Below are 17791 nucleotides of genomic sequence, written 5' to 3'. Positions count from 1 at the left end.
ATGGCAGCTAATTTTAATTCTTTAGAAAACATAAAAGAACCCCTTAAGTTAGATTTCTCCAACTCAAGGGGTTCAGTTCAATTTGCTTTTTATTTGCGGCTTCAGAGATAAACTTCTGTGGAGTTTCACTAAAACTCATAGGTGATCCATTATTTTTATTGTTAGAAAAACCTACTACAACAACTGTTATAACAACTACGATAATTGACCAGAATGCCATAGGGCTTTTGGCTTTAAAATTCTTGATAAAATTCATAAAAAACTCCTTAATTAAAAAATGATACGTGTATAAGTATATCATAATTTAAGGTATTCAGAACATAAAACTATACATATAGTACAAAAAAAGGGGCTTTTTTGTCTTTTAAAACAGAAAAAGTCCCTTTTTATTTAATAATTTATTTAATATAACCATCTTTGGTAATTGTGATATTCTTCTTGAATGAAGTACTACCAGAGTCGGTTTCACTAATACCAACAAACTTGTTATCGTTAACCTTCTTTAAATTATAAAGTTTGATATTAACCTGTTCTTCATCGTACTTGATGTTGAAAGTAATTTCGCCACCGTTATTTTTAAATGTTCCGATATCATCACTGTAATTGTTTGGATTCTTATAGATTCCATTTAGATCAGATTTGTCCTCAGCAATTAATACTTGGTTATTCTTGTTGAAATATAGATATGTAACATCTGAGTCTTGATTTACCATTTTCCAAATAACTTTTTTGTTTTCATCAGCTTTTACGAGCAATCCAGCATTGTTATTTGTAAATTGATAGAACTTACCATTATCAATAGTGTTTCTGATTCCTAGAGCAACCAATATAATTATTATCCCAATAATTAAATATGTAGATCTTTTTAACTTTAAAACATTCATTTTGCTTCTCCTTAAAATTTAAGTATGAATGCATTCTATCATATGAAACTTAAAAACCATGATTATAAGTCTTATCAAAATAATCTTATGTATTTAGGGCGTCTCACACTGCACGCAAATGTATAACTATACATATAAATATTTAAACGTGCAGCAGAGAGCGTCCTATTTTTTGCTATTTATTGTATTTAATTACATCTACATCTAAACCAAGGATTTGGTTAGCTTTTTTGTATAGATCAACACCAGCCTCCTTATTTGAAGTAAGTAGGTGGAATTCGTCATCAGAATCCTTGCTTGCTAAGTCAGTATCAATCATACCGTTACTGGTATAGAAACGATATCTAGCATTTCGTTGTTTAGGATTAGCAGAATCGACTAAAACAGACTCAGATTCAAGGATAAAACCATCTTTAAACCTTGATTTCAAGGCGTTTATGGTAGATTTTCCTAAACCGTTACCACGCATATTAGCATCAATAGCAAGATATAATATGAATGCTTGATCGTTAAAATCAACAAGATAAATAATGCCGATATTTTGAGCATTTAACTGAATTAACAGCATTTGAACGGAGTCATTAGAATTAGCAATATTAGTTAAATCATTGAAATCAATTCGTTGGTTAATTGGAAACGAATCTGAATAAAGATCTAACCAATAACTTGAATCATTATTATCAGATAGATTGCTAAAGGTAATCATATATAAATAAAACCTCCAAAGAATTTATACAAATCATACCATAAACATATTACGGGAATATATAAATCAAATTAAGTTATAAATAAATGTAAAATTGAAAATCATTGCTACTTCTTCTTTTTAAGTCTACTTCGCATAATATATATTATGTAAAGTAGATAATTTTAAGTAAACTGAGAAGTGTTCTCTGTATTCCCCATCAATATATGTATTAAAAAAGCATCCGAATTGGATGCTTTTATTATATTTAATATTTTCCTTTTATTACGCGCCAGTAATTTCTGACAAATAACATTGCTATAACTATGATCAATACCACGGCTGTTGTTATAAACCATAAATATATTGCTTTAGCAATTAATGCAATAAAACCTTGTATTACATAGCTGGATCCATAATCAATCATAGTTATTTTCCTCCTTTATGGTGTTCATACATGCGTTCTGGATGATAATAATTGATACCTTTATCATGATTCATGTAAACATTAGTAAGTGTTTGTGCCATTACCAAACCACCAAGAACAATAATAATGATTGACCAACCCATACGACGGATCACAGATGCGTGCTTACGTTGTAACCACATTAGAATAATAAATAATACTATCGCGCTGATTATTATTAAAAAGCCATATTTGAACGTGTTTGATAAATCATTATGATAGATTTCATCAAAATGTTTAGGTGTTATACTTGGTAAAAAGTAATATGCACGTTCTAACGAGTTTTGAAATGTCTCTAGTGCAACACCAATTAACGCTACTAACCATGCAATTGCGGATGAAACTAACAAACCATATAAATCCTTTAACGATTCAATTGTTCTTAATCTTGTTTCTTTTAGTGTTTCCTGATTAAACATTGCCAAGTTCCCCCTTTATACAACAAAAGCACCCGAAACGGATGCTTTTAGTTATTAATCTAGTTCATTGATAATATCTTGTTCAATTTTACGTGGATTCTTTAATGGCGAGTAACGTTTTACGAATTCACCATTTTTATTAATCAAGAATTTGGTGTAATTAAATTTAATACGACCCTTACCAGATGCTGACTTCAAGTATGTAAATAATGGTAATTCATCTTTGCCATTTACCTTTGCTTGTTTAGCCATTGGGAATGTAACCCCATAATGTAATTGACAGTATTCGCTGGTCTTTTCATCACTATTTAATTCCATGTGGAATTGATTGGATGGTACACCAACTAAGACAAGTCCTTGATCTTTGTACTTATCATATAAGTATTGTAAATCTTTTAATTGTCCAGCAAGACCACACTTGCTAGCTGTATTAACTATTAAGATAACCTTACCCTTTAAATCACCGAAATTGATGGATTGACCATTCATTTCAGTTAACTGGTAATCATAGATAGTACTCATACTTACACTCCAAATCTAAATTATTTCCAACGAGATTTTATCAACTTTTGCATAATTGGATTACCTAGCACAACTACTAGTAGCACCATTTGGATTGGTGTTGTAATAAGTTGTTTGATCAATCTAGTCATTAAGAATACCTTGAAACTGTATCCAGCTGTCAATGTTGACATTGATAACCATAGAGTATTCAAGAAAGTATTTACTAATAATGTGATGACCAATTGAGCTAAAATGGCTTTCCATGGACTGAACTTTTCATTTTTGTATAAGAATAAACCAAAAATGAAAGCTGATAGAACGGCTGATACAGTAAATCCAGGCAAATACATTTGACCGCTTAGGATTGTAACGAATACGTCATATACCCCACCTACGATTCCCGCTACGATTGGTCCGTACATTGAAGCCAATACAGCAGTAGCTAAAAATGAGAAAGTAAATACAACGATTGGTGTATGTATACCGACTCTTCCTAAAACATAAGTCATTGCCATTAAAATAGCAATTGTAGCGGCGTCCCTTACGTTAATACGTGGAACCCTGAATAAAGTTGAAACATTCATCAAAAGACATCTCCTAGTGGAGCTGCCACTCATATAATTATAAAAAGTTGATATTATAAAAAAGTTGTGGCGAATGCGGCAGTTACATCGCAACCTAAGTTTTCGTCAGACGTTCACATTCCGTTCCGTCTGCACTTTACGCATAACTACCTACTCCCAAATTTTTTGTTGCAACTTAATACTATCATTTTTATAATTACAAAACAATTATATTTGGAGTCTAATTATTTGAATTGTCTCATTTGTTCAACCAAATGAACTTGATTTACAACAAATTCATGAGTACGACATACGTAGTCGTTATCTCTACCTAATTTAGCAATGTATCCATTGATGTAGTCAACTTCCGTTTCCCTACCTTTTGAGAAGTCTTGATACATTGAAGGATAATGGAATTTTAGTTGATGACAGTTATCGATAACTGTTTGTACTTGTTCATCTCTGGTTTGATCCATATAGATTCCAGCTCTTTCACAAGCATCAAATGATTCATTAAACAGTTGTCTTGCCATTTCTGGGGCTTTTGGATATTGAATGAATTGTCCCATTTGGACTTCAAACATTGTACAAAGAGTGTTAACAACAGCGTTGAACACAACTTTAGTCATACACATGTTAATCCAGTTATTGGCCATGATTGGTCCTAATTTCGCGTCTTTCAAGTCATTAAATAGAGCCTTAACAGTTTCATCAGGTTCTTTATCATTGTATGGTGCTAAGTGCATTGATTCACCGTTTACTGGTCCCATGAAATCAACATCACCAGGTCCGTTTAAAACGGTGGCAATCATTGCTGTACCACAAACAATTTTATCTTTATCAAAATACTTTTCAATCTTATCAAAATGGCCCATACCATTCATCGCTGCAAAAGCATATTGATCGTCATGGAAGATTCCAGCGGCACTATCTCGTTTAAGTTCTTCTTCCAATTGCATTTGTTTTTTGAAGAAAATCCAAACATCAGGATGTCCCTTATAGTCTTCTGGGTAATAGATATTAATCGGCACTAAATGTTTATTTTCATGGTCACGTGAAACGTAAACACCACCTTGTTCCTTTACCTTTTCAACATTAGGTTCCCAGGTTTCGATGAAATCTACTTCCACGCCGGCATTCTCTTGCAATAAAACACCATACCTGTATCCCATTGCTCCTGCTCCAATAATTCCGTATTTCATAAACAACACCTCATATCTTTATAAGTTGTTATGAGTATAGAACTAATTATTAGAAAAAGCAATGCATTTTCTAATTGTTTTTTAATAATAAAAAAGAACTAGTAAAAACTAGTCCTTTTTGTCAGTATCAATCATCCAAGCTAGAGCAAGAGATTTGTTACCTAAATGGGTACCAATAACAGGTCCAAAGTAACTTTCTTCAATACTCATATCTGGATATAATTGTTGAATATTTTCTTTCCATTCATGTCCAGCTTCTGGATCATTACCATTAATCACGATTGCCTTTAATGGATAATCAACCTTAGAAGCAGCTTCTTTGAAGATTTCTTCAGTACGTTTAAGTGCCTTCTTACGAGATCTTACCTTTTCAAAAGCCACAATTTCATTACTCTTCTTATCGAAAGTTAGTAATGGCTTAATCTTAAGTAAACTTCCTAAAAATGCTGAAGCATTTGATAGTCTTCCACCTCTTACAAGGTTTTGTAGGTCATCAACAACGAATACTTCATCAATTGTGTCTCTAACGTGATCTAAATGTTCAATGATTTCATCGACGCTAGCCCCCGATTGTACCTTCTTTGCAGCTTCGATTGCCAAGTTACCCATTAGTTTTACAGTAATCTTTGAGTTATAAGGAATTACCTTAATGTTTTCAATGGTTGGTGCAAGTGCTGACAATGAATTGTAAAAACCAGAAATGGTACTTGCTAAATGAATACTGATTACAGTGTCGTAACCTTCATCTGCCAACGAATCATACAAGTTAATCAACTCACCCATTGGTGGTTGTGATGTACTTGGGAATGATTGTGAGTTTTTTAGTTTTTCATAGAATTCATCTGTTGAGATGTTGCTGCCTTCTTCATAGCTTTTACCATCAATCATTACAGGCATATGAACAATATGAATTCCATATTTTTCTTGTTCTTCTTTTGATAAATAAGAAGTACTATCTGTTACGATTGCAATTTTCATTATCTTTCATCCTTTTTCATAATACATACGATTATTTATAAATAAAATTATAACATTAAAACATATTTATATCATGAGAACTCTGTTATTTTTGCTAATTTGCCTTCATATCAGTTATACTAGAATGTAATACTTTGTACGAAAGAGAGATGAGATAATGTCATTTGATGGATCATTTACTCATGCAATGACTGGTGAATTAAATCGATTAGTTTCAGGTGGTCGAGTATCCAAAATCAATCAACCATATGATAATGAAATTGTGTTAACAGTTCGTTCCAACCATGAAAACTACCCAATTTTAATTTCAGCCAACCCTAATTATGCACGTGTGCAAGTCTCAAGAATTCCATACGTGAATCCGCACACACCAACTACTTTCACAATGACATTGAGAAAACATCTTAGTGGTTCAGTTTTAAAGAAAGTATCCCAAATTGATAATGACCGTGTAATGATTTTTCATTTCACAACTAGAAACGAAATTGGTGATTTAAAGGAAATGCGTTTAGTCGTAGAAATCATGGCTAGACACAGTAACATTATTTTAGTAGATACACAAGATGATATGCGAATCATCGATGCAATCAAACGAATTGGCGCAGATAAGAATAGATACAGAACCATCTTACCTGGTGACACATACATCACCCCACCAAACCAAGACATGGTTAATCCATTTGATGAAAACGTTGACTATCACCAAATTGAAGACTTAACCAAGGAATTCCCTAACCAAGAAGTGCTTTCTTCTGAACTACGTAAGAGAATCCAAGGACTAGGTAAAGACACATCATTATACCTTGCTCAAGCAATGCATCAAGATGGTACCGTCAAAGATAAGTTTGATAAGTTCTTCGATCACTTTGACAATCCAATCCCAACCATGATTGAACATGGTAAGAGTAATAGTTTTAATGTCTATCCATTTGAAGACAATAACATTCAATATGATACATTAAGTGAATTACTAGACAACTTCTACGAAACAAAGGCTAGATTGGATCGTGTCCGTGAACAAGGTGGCCAATTAATTAAGGTTGCTAAAAGCGAATTAAAGAAGAATAAAAACAAGAAGAAGAAACTTGAAAAGACTTTGGATAACACTAAGTATGCTGATGAATATCGTATTAAGGGTGAAATTCTAACCACATACCTATACAAGATTCAAAAAGGAATGACTAAGATTGCCCTTCCTAATTTCTATGATAATGGAAATGAGATCGACATCAGTATTTCTAATCAGTTGACTCCTTCAGAAAACGCGCAAAAATACTTTAAACGTTATCAAAAGGAAAAGAATGCTGTCTCATTTGTGACTGAACAATTAAAGAAGACCAATGATGAAATTGACTACTTTGAAAACATCCTTTCACAAATTGAGATTGCTAACCCATCTGATTTAGACGACATCAAAGTCGAACTAAAAAACGAAGGATATTTAAAGCATCATAACAACCGTAATACTAAGAGCAAGAATAAGAATACCAAGATTAGTAAACCCGAAGAATTTATTACTGACAAAGGTATTCATATTCTTGTAGGTAAGAATAACCTTCAAAACGATAAGTTAACAATGAAGGATGCTGATAAGAGAGATACTTGGTTGCATACGCAAAAGATTCACGGTTCTCACGTTATCATCAAGGACTTCAATCCAGATGATGAAACCATCGAAACTGCCGCAATGCTGGCTGCCTACTTCTCTAAAGCAAGAGATTCAGCAACCGTTCCCGTTGACTATGTTCAAGTTAAAAAAATCAGAAAGCCAAATGGTTCTAAGCCTGGATTTGTTATTTACGAAGGTCAAAAGACTATCTTTGTAACGCCAAGTAAAGAATTCGTTGATCAATTAAGAGAAAATAAATAAAGGGATGCATCTTTGATGCACCCCTTTTTATTTTAAGTTTTTATATAAATAGAAAATCAATTCAATCACTACTATCGTAACGGAAACATATCTAATCATGATTTCTTTCATACTATGAACTTTATATCTAAATATGCCCTTCTTACGTATGATTTTACGATTTCCTAATGGATATAGCCATCTAATTCCTTCAACCGAAAAAGCATCTAATAGTTCATGCAGAAAGTATCCCAAAACCAACGTAAAATAAAAGTATCCCATCACTTTATATCCATAGACACTTATTCCATTTAGGATTGGGCTATTAGAGCTGTAGCGTGCTAAAATAAATAGGAAAGCTGGTATCCAAATACTGTGTGACCAGGTTCGATGACCCCATAAGGTCAGAAAGGATGTTTCTACACCGGTTTTCTTATTTATTCTAGTTTGTCTTTGATCAATATCAGGAAGTTGACTACCAATCCATACACCAATTGCCTCAGTTATGATAATTGGTAATGGTTGACTAGTCGAAATGGCATAACCCATCATTACTGCTTCTGCTGAAGCAATATGCGTTTTTCTTAGCGCCAAAAATAACATTCCTTACGTATTTAACATTAGACAACTATTTTATCATACATAGGTTTATTAGGAGGATTTTTAATTGAAATATACTAAACTAATGGCTACTATTACTATTGGACTTTCATTAGTCCTCAGTGGCTGTGCAAATAATAGTAATGAAAGCACTGCTACCAAGAGCAGCAAGTCATCAGACGTTACCAAAGATTTGCCCAATACTAATACAAGTGATTTAGCATCACTTAACTATCAAAATAATACGTCAGCAATCATGACCGTGAATAATGATGCGTCTAATTTAAAAACATCTGATTGGAAATATAACCACGTAGAATACACCAATCTTGATTCCTTAAACAGAACATCTGAAGGTAATACTGCATACTTAGAAAAGCGTAATATTGCCAATGACAGCCTAAGAACCAGACAAGTGGTTCAACCAACAGGATGGCACCAAAAATTCGTTAACAACGACGCTATTATCAATCGTGGTCATGAAATTGCCTACAGTTTATCTAAGGGAATCAGCGTAAATGGTAAATACGAACCATCGGTACAATCTGGTGATCAAAATAATTTGAAGAACCTATTTACGCAAACTGCATTCAGTAATCAAAAACTACAAACAATTTACGAATCACAAGTCAGAGAAGCACTTAGAAAAGATAAAAAGGTTATTTTCCAAGTCACCCCTATTTTTAGAGGAAATGAATTAATGGCTCGCGGTGTTCATATGCAAGCCATTTCAATTGATGGAAGTCTGAACTTTAACGTTTACATCTTCAATGTTCAACCTGGTGTTGAATTCGACTATGCAACCGGTAGATCCAAGATAAATAACGAGATTAAGGTGCCTACACCTGCAAACGCGCCATCGTTCAATAATCACCGTAACTCATACAAGAAACATCATTACGTAAGAGATGCTGTTGTAGCAGGTGTCGTTCATCACGAAATTAAAAAGCACTACGAAAGAAAGTATCGAAAAGAATATAAGAAAAATACTAAACATTACCAATACCATTCACGTCGTCACTATTATAGACATAAGTATTAAAAAAAAGGTTCCTAGCTTATGCTAGGAACCTTTTTATTATTATTTAGCCCACTTTGTATCCTTGAATTGTTGACGGCCACCTAATTCTTCAATTTGAGCTCGTAATGGGTTCTTCTTGTAGAAATCTTGGTGATAGTCTTCAGCTGGATAGAATGGTTTAGCATCTTCGATTGATGTAACGATTGGTTCATCGAACATGCCACTTTCAGCTAGTTGCTTCTTTGATTCTTCAGCAACTTTTCTTTGTTCTTCACTGTTAACGAAGATAACAGGACGGTAACTGTCACCTCTGTCTTGGAATTGACCAGAAGCGTCAGTTGGATCTGTTTGTCTCCAGTAAATTTCGACTAAATCCTTGTATGAAATTACTTCAGGATCAAATGTAATTTCAACGGCTTCAGTATGACCTGTTGTATGGCTACATACTTGTTCATATGTTGGGTTTGCAACGTGTCCTCCTGTGTAACCTGAGATAACACTTTCAATTCCTGGTTGTTGATCGAATGGTTCAACCATGCACCAGAAACATCCTCCTGCGAAAATAGCTGTATCTTTACTCATAAAACAAATCTCCCTTCCTATTTAAATTCTGCAGCGTATTGGCCGTAGCCTTCTTCTTCTAACTTATCAACTGGGATGAATCTTAATGATGCTGAGTTAATGCAGTATCTCAATCCGCCCTTGTCTTTAGGTCCATCAGGAAAGACGTGACCTAAGTGTGAGTTAGCTTCGCTACTTCTTACTTCGTTTCTAACCATACCATGTGAGGTATCTAAATTACTCTTAATGCTGCTTTGTTGAATTGGCTTAGTAAATGCTGGCCAACCACATCCAGAGTTGTATTTATCTTTTGAAGTGAATAAAGGTTCACCTGATACAATATCTACGTATAAACCATCTTCAAAAAAGTTATCATATTCGTTTGAAAATGGCATTTCTGTACCGGCATTTTGAGTAACTTCGTATTGTTCGTCAGTTAATCTACTTCTTAATTCTTCTTCACTGTATTTCTTCATAATCGTAACAGCTCCTTTTGCTTGATCTGATATATCCGGTGGAGATATATCGTACACGACATAACTATAATGATAACGATTATAAAAAATAATGCAAATTATTAGCACAGAAAAATATAGTAATTAATCCTTCCAATATGCATTTCCAGCAAGTGCCATTAGGATGTAATAAATGTACTTACCGACGTTTGCAAAGTTGAATTGGCTAATTGCCTTAGCTAGTTGAATAAAGTCGTATAATAGCCAGAATTTCCATTGTGTTGATATCTTCATTGCATTCATGATATTTGCAATCAATGAAATTCCAAATACAAAACTAGTTAATACATATAAAACTGAATCAGATGAATTTAAACTACCGTATCCAATGTAATTAATACCAAAACTGAATGCTAATGATAATAATGACAATAGTACAAAAACAATTTGTCCCTTTTTGGTATTCATAAAATCAGATTTCTTGAATTTATCAGAGTTAGTCCATGTTCTAATTGCCCAAATTTGGATAATAAAACTAATTGGATAAGTTAAGATTGCCCCATGGTTTCCCAATAAATAATCAATTGCACATCCAAGAATGATTTCTGGAACACCAATCCAGTTACCTAGGTTACTAAAACGGCCGACCAATCTAGTAGACATGATTGACATACAAGCGTCAAAGGCACTGATTAATCCAAACGGAATAAATATTGCCCAATGGCCCCAATGAGTCACATCGTTTAGTGATTCGAATAAATAACCTGAAAGAAACGCTGATAAGAAGATGATTGCGATTCCTAATAAATCCATTGTCTTTGAAGTAGCTAAATTTCTAAATACCTTTACCATTTTGAAGATCTCCTATTGTTTTTATTTGAGACAGCCGTATTCCGGAAGCAACGCTGTCAGATATTTTTATATATAAAGAAAGAACACACCCATTAGGATGTGTCCTTTCAATACGTCCTAGTATTAGTCTAAAACATCAGTTAATTGAGGAACAACTTGTTTCTTTCTTGATACTACACCAGGAAGTGCAATTGTATCTTCTGAAACTTTTTGGTTAAATGCTTTTTCTACAGCATCCTTTGGTTCACCATAAACGATGGCTTCAGAGTTACTGTCTAATACGTTAGTAGCAATTACTAAGAATAAGTCGTAGCCTTCTGCTTTGGCTTCTTCTTCCATTGCCTTTAATAAGTCTTCTTTACGTTTTAATACGTCATTTAAATCAACAGTGTTGATTTGGTCAATACGTACTGCTTTGCCACCCATAGTGAATGACTTAGCGTCACCGTCGATTAGGTCCTTGTCAGATCTAGCATCAACGTTAGTACCAGCTTTTAGCATCTTGATACCGTATTCTTCAGCATCAACCTTAGCAATCTTAGCTAATTCAGCAACGGCCTTTTTATCAACATCAGTAGTTGTTGGTGATTTTAGTAATAAAGTATCTGAAATGATTGCTGAAAGCATTAGACCAGCTAATTTTTCAGGAATTTCAACATTTTTTTCGTTGAACATTTCAAATAATACAGTACTTACACAACCAACTGGTTCAGCACGGTAGAATACAGGCTTTTCAGTGTTGAAATCTGCAATTCTGTGGTGATCAACTACGTGAGTAACTGTTAATTTATCAATATCTGAAACACTTTGTTGAGGTTCATTATGATCTACTAGCATAACTGAGTCTACTTCTGATGAAGCTTCAGTAATAACACGAGGTGCTTCTTGACCGAAGTAATCTAAAACAAATTTAGTTTCTTCGTTTGGAGTACCTAGAGCAACGGCTTCAACGTCGTATCCTAGTTCATTTTGTAAATATGCATATTCGATAGCTGCACAAATTGCATCAGTATCTGGACTTTGGTGTCCGAAAACTAATTCTTTAGCCATAATAAAACTTCCTTCGTATTTTTAGTAGTTGTCCTTTAATCTTGATAGGTAGTCTTCTTCATCTAAGAAGGCATCGAATTCGTCTAGGAATGAACCAACACGAGGAATCATCTTCTTGTTAGTTCTGTAAACGAATGCTAAATCAAAATTGATATTTGGATTTAAACGGGCAACCCATGTATTATTATCTTCCAATGTTTTGACATCTTTGTCAATCATAAATGAACTTGGAAGAGCAGTATTTAATCCAGTATTAACAGCAAAACGTAAAATTTGGTCAGGAGTTGAGAAGCAAGCGCCACTCTTAGGATTATCTAGAAGTTGATCTTTGTATTCAGTCTTTAGGATTGAATCTAAGAAGTAATCTTCTGGGTAAGTAACCCAAGGACGATCCAATGTGTCCTTGAACTTAATCTTATCCTTACCAGCTAATTTTTCGTTGTGATGAATGTACATTAAGTCATCGCTCATAATTTTTTGAGCTTCGTATGGCTTCCAGTTCTTAATTGATGAATCTGGTAAGTACATAATTGCTAAATCAATACGGTTGTTTTCCAAACTTTCCCAAATTTCCTTACGAGTTAACATTCTTAGGTTAACCTTTAGTTCAGGATTCTTCTTGTAAAGTTGAGCAATGAACTTTTCAAAAACTTTAACTTGGATTGATGATAGAACACCAATGTTGATGTCACCAGTTGATGCACTGTTTGATTGTTCAATTTCATCAGCAGTTTGGTTTAGAATTTCATAAATATCTTTAGTTGACTTAAGCATAATGTTACCGGCAGATGATAACTTTAGCTTTTTACCAATTGAGTAAAACAACGGAGCGCCAACTGTCTTTTCTAGTTTTTTAATTTGTTGAGTTAATGCAGGTTGCGTAATTCCCAAAATTTGCGCAGCCTGGGTGTAATTCATAGTTTCTGCTAATTGCAAAAAGTATGAAAGTGTCTTAGAAGAGAAAATATTTTCTTGCTTAGTTTTTTTCATGCTTATACCCCTATATCATTTATTACATATTATTATCTATTAATAGTTCATTAAAATATAATAACCTATTCATCATAAAATAACAATATATTTTATGATAATAATAATAAATTTCTATTGGAGTTATATTACTTAATATTTGCCACTACTTCAGGATGTAATACAGCCATGCTGGTTGGTGTACCTTCAGCATCGACATCCATCACAGCAGAACCGTTTGATTGACGATCATTTACTGGATGGTCACCTGGCATAATATCATGGACACGGCGTCTATTAGTAAATACTCTAATTGGGTTAAAGCTATCAGTTGCCTTTTCTAGTTTTACAAAGTCAACCAATTCATGTGGGTTCTTCTTCAATGATTTTAGAACTTGAACCCCTCTTCTTGCACGACTAGCAAGAGGTACTTCATCTACCTTCATGTTCTTGTAGAATCCGCGTTGGGTAATCATCCCTACCTTATCGTCTTGTTCTACTAGTTGCACATCAACAACTTGTTCTTCATCCCTAATTTCCATTGAACGAACACCAGTAGATCTTGCACCAGAGTATGATACTTCATCTAATTCAAAACAAGTAGCTAGTCCAACGTTAGATGCAATAAAGACATTTGGATTAGCATTTGCATCTGCTAGGTAATCAACATTAACTACATTTGCACTATCATCTTTTAGTTTTTCAAATACAGCAGGTCTTGAACGGTAATTTCTACCAGGAGTTAACTTATCAAACTCAGTTTGTTTGATGTATCCGTCACTAGTAGAGATTACAAACTTACCAGTTTCTTTCAATGTCTTAAATGACATAACCTTCATGATTTCTTCGTCATCGGCTAGACCGATAGTTTGAGAAATATGTTCACCGGTTTCTTTCCAACGAGCATCTGTAATTTCATGAACTGGACGATAGATAAGATTACCTTTATTAGTAAACATGAATAAGTGTTGTAGTGTAGTCATTTGTTCTAAGAAGATTGGATAATCGTCTTCCTTTAGACCATTTTCTTCAACTTCTGAAGCTTTGTATGAACGAACACTACTACGTTTTAGATATCCATCATGACTGACTAGTACAACAACGTCTTCTTCTGGCACAGTGATAGTTTTACTAATCTTAAGTTCTTCAACTTCTGCTTCAATCTTAGTAAGACGATCGTTACCATAAGCCTTCTTAATGTCTTTGAACTCTTCGGTTAATACCTTATTTAGTTCGTTCTTGTCATTTAAGATGGTGTTGTATTCTAGAATGTCTGCACTTAACTTATCTTTTTCGGCTTGTAGTTCGACTACATCGGTATTAGTTAAACGATATAGTTGTAACTTAACAATCGCATCTGCTTGTTTTTCAGAGAAGTCGAATTCAGAGATTAAGTTATTACATGCATCTTTTCTGTTATCACTTGCACGAATGGTCTTAATAACTTGGTCTAAAATTGATAAGGCCTTAATTAAACCGTCTACAATGTGTTGTCTTGCCATTGCTTTGTCTAAGTCGTACTTAGTACGTTTAGCAACAATCAAGCGTTGGTAATCTAGGTATGATTCTAGAATTTCCTTTAATGATAGACGTTCTGGTCTCATCTTATTAATTGCAACGACGTTAAAGTGATAGTTGATTTGTAGATCAGTGTTCTTAAATAGGTAGTTAAGAATACCAGTTGCATCAACATCACGTTTTAATTCAATTGCAATTGATAGACCGTTTCTATCACTTTCATCCCTAACTTCAGCAATTCCATCAATCTTCTTGTTAATTCTGATTTCATCGATTTGCTTAACTAGTTGTAGCTTATTAACTTCGTATGGTAATTCACTTACACGAATAAGTGTCTTGTTACCACGTAATTCTTCAACATCTGTCTTAGAACGGATGATAATCTTACCGCGTCCAGTTTCATATGCTTTCTTAATGCCGTCTAGGCCTTGTACGATTCCACCAGTTGGAAAATCTGGTCCCTTAATGAATTGCATTAAGTCGTCTAAGGTAGCGTCTGAATGCTTTTGTAGGTAAATCAAAGCATCTAATACTTCAGATAGATTGTGAGGAGGAATTTCGGTTGCATAACCTGATGAAATCCCGGTTGCACCATTAACTAATAGATTAGGGAAACGAGATGGTAATACTGTTGGTTCATTTTCGGTGTCATCAAAGTTAGGCACCCAGTCAACAGTATCCTTATCAATATCTCTTAGCATTTCAGAAGCAATCTTACTTAGACGTGCTTCTGTATAACGCATAGCCGCAGCTGGATCTCCATCCATTGAACCATTGTTACCATGCATTTCGATTAATGGTTCTCTGATTTTCCATTCTTGACTCATACGTACTAATGCTTCATAGATTGAACTATCACCATGGGGATGGAAGTTACCCATAACATTACCAACGGACTTAGCTGACTTTCTAAATCCCTTATCATAAGTATTTCCGTCTTTATTCATGGCGTATAGAATACGACGTTGCACCGGTTTTAATCCGTCACGAACGTCTGGTAACGCTCTTTCTTGAATAATTGACTTAGAGTATCTACTAAATCTTTCACTCATGATTTGTTCAAGCGTTAGTTTTTCAATAACTGAATGATTAACCACTATAGTTCCTCCTATCTACTCGTTTTCTGTTTCTTTGGTGGTATCTAAGATGCTGCCGTCTTCTTCAAGTGTGAATTTAACGTTTTCTTCAATCCATTCACGTCTTGGTTCAACCTTGTCACCCATTAATGTAGTAACACGTTTTTCGGCTAATGCAGCATCGTCGATTTGAACTTGAATTAATGTTCTGTTTTCAGGATCCATAGTAGTTTCCCATAATTGATCAGCATTCATTTCACCTAGACCCTTAAATCTTTGAAGAGCTGGGTGTTGACCGAATTCCTTTAACTTATCGGTTAATTCGTCATTGGTCCATGCGTAATCAACATGATTCTTCTTACCGGCTTTTTGTTGAATCTTGTATAGCGGTGGTAGTGCAATGTAGACACGACCTTGTTCAACCATCGGACGCATGTACTTGTAGAAGAATGTTAATAGTAGAATTTGAATATGAGCACCATCATCATCGGCATCGGTCATGATAATAACCTTGTCGTAGTTGGCATCAGAAATGTTGAATTCTGGACCTACTCCGGCACCGATTGTGTAAATCATGGTACTAATTTCTTCATTTTTGAGAATATCGTCTAACTTAGCTCTTTCGGTATTTAAAACCTTACCTCTAAGTGGCAAGATAGCTTGATGTTTTCTGTCACGGCCTTGCTTAGCAGAACCTCCGGCAGAGTCCCCTTCGACTAGGAACAATTCATTTTTAGAAACATCCTTAGATTGAGCTGGTGTTAGCTTACCTGATAGTAAACGTTCCTTCTTGTGTTTCTTCTTACCATTTCTACTTTCATCTCTGGCCTTACGCGCAGCTTCTCTAGCCTTACGGGCACGAAGGGACTTATGAACCAATTCATGGGCGAATTCACCGTTTTCCATTAGGTAGTAACCTAATTGTTCGGAAACGATGTTGTCGACGATAGAACGCACTTCTGGGCTTCCTAGCTTTTCCTTGGTTTGTCCTTCGAATTGAAGCATTTCTTCAGGCACCTTAATAGAGATGATTGCTGATAGTCCTTCACGAACATCGCTACCATCTAGGTTCTTTTCTTTATCTTTAAGTAACTTTACCCTTCTAGCAAAGTCATTGAATGATTTAGTCCAGGCACTTCTAAATCCTGATTCGTGCGTACCACCATCTTTGGTACGGACATTGTTAACGAATGATAATGTGTTTTCTGTATAACCATCGTTGTATTGAGCGGCAACTTCTACTTCAACACCATCTTTTGATCCGTCAAAGTACATAATGTTACCTAATGTGTGTTTGTCTTCGTTTAAGTATTGAACGAATTCCTTGATTCCATCTTTGAAGTAGAATTCATCGCTTCGTTCTTGTCCTTCACGTTCGTCAGTCAAAGTAATTTTAATTCCGTTTAACAAGAAGGCAGATTCTCTTAAACGTTGTTTTAGTATTTCATAGTTATAAATTGTAGTAGTAAAGATTGCTGAATCTGGTTTAAATGTTACAGTTGTTCCACTGTGTTCACTTGTCTTACCAATTTTTTTCAAAGTTCCAATTGGTTGACCACCATTTTCAAAATCTTCTTCATATTTGTAGCCATCTCTTACGATTGTCACGCTTAAGTGAGTTGAAAGTGCATTAACAACACTTGATCCAACCCCGTGTAGTCCCCCTGAAGTCTTGTATCCACCATTTTCGGTGAACTTACCACCGGCATGTAGCACGGTTAAGATAACTTCGGGAGTTGGCTTACCTGATGAATGCATTCCCACTGGCATCCCACGTCCGTGGTCCACCACAGTTATACTATTATCGTTATGGATAGTAACGTCAATTTCGTCACCATATCCTGCTAATGCTTCATCGACTGCATTATCTACAATTTCGTATACCAAATGATGAAGACCCTTGCTATCAGTAGAACCGATATACATACCAGGGCGCTTTCTAACTGCCTCCAGACCCTTTAGGACCTGGATGGAGTCATCATTATAATTTTCTGACTTCTTAGCCATCGTAACGCACTCCCTTTCATACAATATAATATATTACCTTATTTAAAACGCTTTTAAAAGGGAATATTAAACGTCCTATATAGAGAAGATGTTGTCATAATGCTTAAAAATGGTAAAATTAATAGATAGTTA

18 protein-coding genes, 1 pseudogene and 1 riboswitch are annotated in these 17791 nt (G+C 34.6%); of the genes and pseudogenes, 2 read left to right on the top strand and 17 right to left on the bottom strand.

Annotation, left to right across the window (positions count from 1 at the left end):
* Positions 1-43: 43 nt before the first annotated feature.
* From J3U50_RS05360 to J3U50_RS05320, 9 genes are all read right to left on the bottom strand, one after another.
* Complete coding sequence (locus J3U50_RS05360) at positions 44-256, bottom strand: hypothetical protein (RefSeq protein WP_301945737.1); 213 nt, start codon at positions 254-256, stop codon at positions 44-46.
* A gap of 142 nt (positions 257-398) precedes the next feature.
* Positions 399-884, bottom strand: coding sequence for a hypothetical protein (locus J3U50_RS05355; RefSeq protein ID WP_301945736.1), 486 nt, complete (start codon positions 882-884; stop codon positions 399-401).
* A 175-nt stretch (positions 885-1059) separates the two neighbouring features.
* Positions 1060-1590 (bottom strand): GNAT family N-acetyltransferase, encoded by a 531-nt coding sequence (locus J3U50_RS05350; protein WP_301945735.1) that lies wholly within the window; start codon positions 1588-1590, stop codon positions 1060-1062.
* Between the two features lie 247 nt (positions 1591-1837).
* On the bottom strand, positions 1838-1996 hold the full coding sequence (locus tag J3U50_RS05345; protein WP_155451842.1) for a hypothetical protein: 159 nt from the start codon (positions 1994-1996) through the stop codon (positions 1838-1840).
* 2 nt (positions 1997-1998) lie between these two features.
* Positions 1999-2454, bottom strand: a complete 456-nt coding sequence (locus J3U50_RS05340; protein WP_301945734.1) for a hypothetical protein — start codon at positions 2452-2454, stop codon at positions 1999-2001.
* 54 nt (positions 2455-2508) lie between these two features.
* Positions 2509-2976 (bottom strand): glutathione peroxidase, encoded by a 468-nt coding sequence (locus J3U50_RS05335; RefSeq protein ID WP_054608127.1) that lies wholly within the window; start codon positions 2974-2976, stop codon positions 2509-2511.
* Positions 2977-2996: 20 nt separating this feature from the next.
* The gene (locus tag J3U50_RS05330) at positions 2997-3542 is read right to left on the bottom strand and encodes a folate family ECF transporter S component (RefSeq protein ID WP_054608126.1); all 546 of its coding nucleotides are present in this window, start codon (positions 3540-3542) and stop codon (positions 2997-2999) included.
* 65 nt (positions 3543-3607) lie between these two features.
* A riboswitch (THF riboswitch) is annotated at positions 3608-3702 on the bottom strand.
* A 64-nt stretch (positions 3703-3766) separates the two neighbouring features.
* Complete coding sequence (locus J3U50_RS05325; RefSeq protein WP_053791725.1) at positions 3767-4723, bottom strand: ketopantoate reductase family protein; 957 nt, start codon at positions 4721-4723, stop codon at positions 3767-3769.
* A 108-nt stretch (positions 4724-4831) separates the two neighbouring features.
* Positions 4832-5701 (bottom strand): DegV family protein, encoded by an 870-nt coding sequence (locus J3U50_RS05320; protein WP_053792674.1) that lies wholly within the window; start codon positions 5699-5701, stop codon positions 4832-4834.
* Between the two features lie 157 nt (positions 5702-5858).
* Between J3U50_RS05320 and J3U50_RS05315 the strand changes: the two genes are divergently transcribed.
* Positions 5859-7571, top strand: coding sequence for an NFACT RNA binding domain-containing protein (locus J3U50_RS05315; protein WP_301945732.1), 1713 nt, complete (start codon positions 5859-5861; stop codon positions 7569-7571).
* A 27-nt stretch (positions 7572-7598) separates the two neighbouring features.
* Here the strand turns inward: J3U50_RS05315 and J3U50_RS05310 are convergent, their stop codons facing one another.
* The gene (locus J3U50_RS05310) at positions 7599-8144 is read right to left on the bottom strand and encodes a metal-dependent hydrolase (protein ID WP_054608123.1); all 546 of its coding nucleotides are present in this window, start codon (positions 8142-8144) and stop codon (positions 7599-7601) included.
* 223 nt (positions 8145-8367) lie between these two features.
* Here J3U50_RS05310 and J3U50_RS05305 point away from each other — a divergent pair.
* Positions 8368-8988 (top strand): annotated as a pseudogene (locus tag J3U50_RS05305) (DNA/RNA non-specific endonuclease); the annotation flags it as partial.
* A gap of 243 nt (positions 8989-9231) precedes the next feature.
* Here the strand turns inward: J3U50_RS05305 and msrA are convergent.
* The 7 genes from msrA to parE form a co-directional block, all read right to left on the bottom strand.
* Positions 9232-9753 (bottom strand): peptide-methionine (S)-S-oxide reductase MsrA, encoded by a 522-nt coding sequence (msrA, locus tag J3U50_RS05300; protein ID WP_034531164.1) that lies wholly within the window; start codon positions 9751-9753, stop codon positions 9232-9234.
* Between the two features lie 17 nt (positions 9754-9770).
* Positions 9771-10208: a peptide-methionine (R)-S-oxide reductase MsrB gene (gene msrB / locus J3U50_RS05295; RefSeq protein ID WP_054608121.1), complete on the bottom strand. Its 438-nt coding sequence runs from the start codon at positions 10206-10208 to the stop codon at positions 9771-9773.
* A 123-nt stretch (positions 10209-10331) separates the two neighbouring features.
* Positions 10332-11039 carry a nicotinamide mononucleotide transporter gene (locus J3U50_RS05290; RefSeq protein WP_054605546.1) on the bottom strand — a complete coding sequence of 236 codons (708 nt, stop codon included), beginning with the start codon at positions 11037-11039 and terminating at the stop codon, positions 10332-10334.
* A 123-nt stretch (positions 11040-11162) separates the two neighbouring features.
* Positions 11163-12089, bottom strand: a complete 927-nt coding sequence (locus tag J3U50_RS05285; protein WP_301945730.1) for a manganese-dependent inorganic pyrophosphatase — start codon at positions 12087-12089, stop codon at positions 11163-11165.
* A gap of 21 nt (positions 12090-12110) precedes the next feature.
* Entirely contained in the window at positions 12111-13079 is a 969-nt protein-coding gene (locus tag J3U50_RS05280; protein WP_054608119.1) for a LysR family transcriptional regulator, read from the bottom strand.
* A 128-nt stretch (positions 13080-13207) separates the two neighbouring features.
* Positions 13208-15673 (bottom strand): DNA topoisomerase IV subunit A, encoded by a 2466-nt coding sequence (parC, locus tag J3U50_RS05275; RefSeq protein WP_301945729.1) that lies wholly within the window; start codon positions 15671-15673, stop codon positions 13208-13210.
* Positions 15674-15688: 15 nt separating this feature from the next.
* Positions 15689-17659 carry a DNA topoisomerase IV subunit B gene (gene parE / locus J3U50_RS05270; protein ID WP_053791719.1) on the bottom strand — a complete coding sequence of 657 codons (1971 nt, stop codon included), beginning with the start codon at positions 17657-17659 and terminating at the stop codon, positions 15689-15691.
* Between the last annotated feature and the right edge of the window lie 132 nt (positions 17660-17791).

The sequence above is a fragment of the Lactobacillus sp. B3795 genome (assembly GCF_026535805.1).
In the GTDB taxonomy this organism is placed as follows: Bacteria; Bacillota; Bacilli; order Lactobacillales; family Lactobacillaceae; genus Apilactobacillus; species Apilactobacillus kunkeei_C.
Note: the sequence above shows the minus strand (reverse complement) of the source record. Positions and strands in the feature narration are given on the sequence as shown.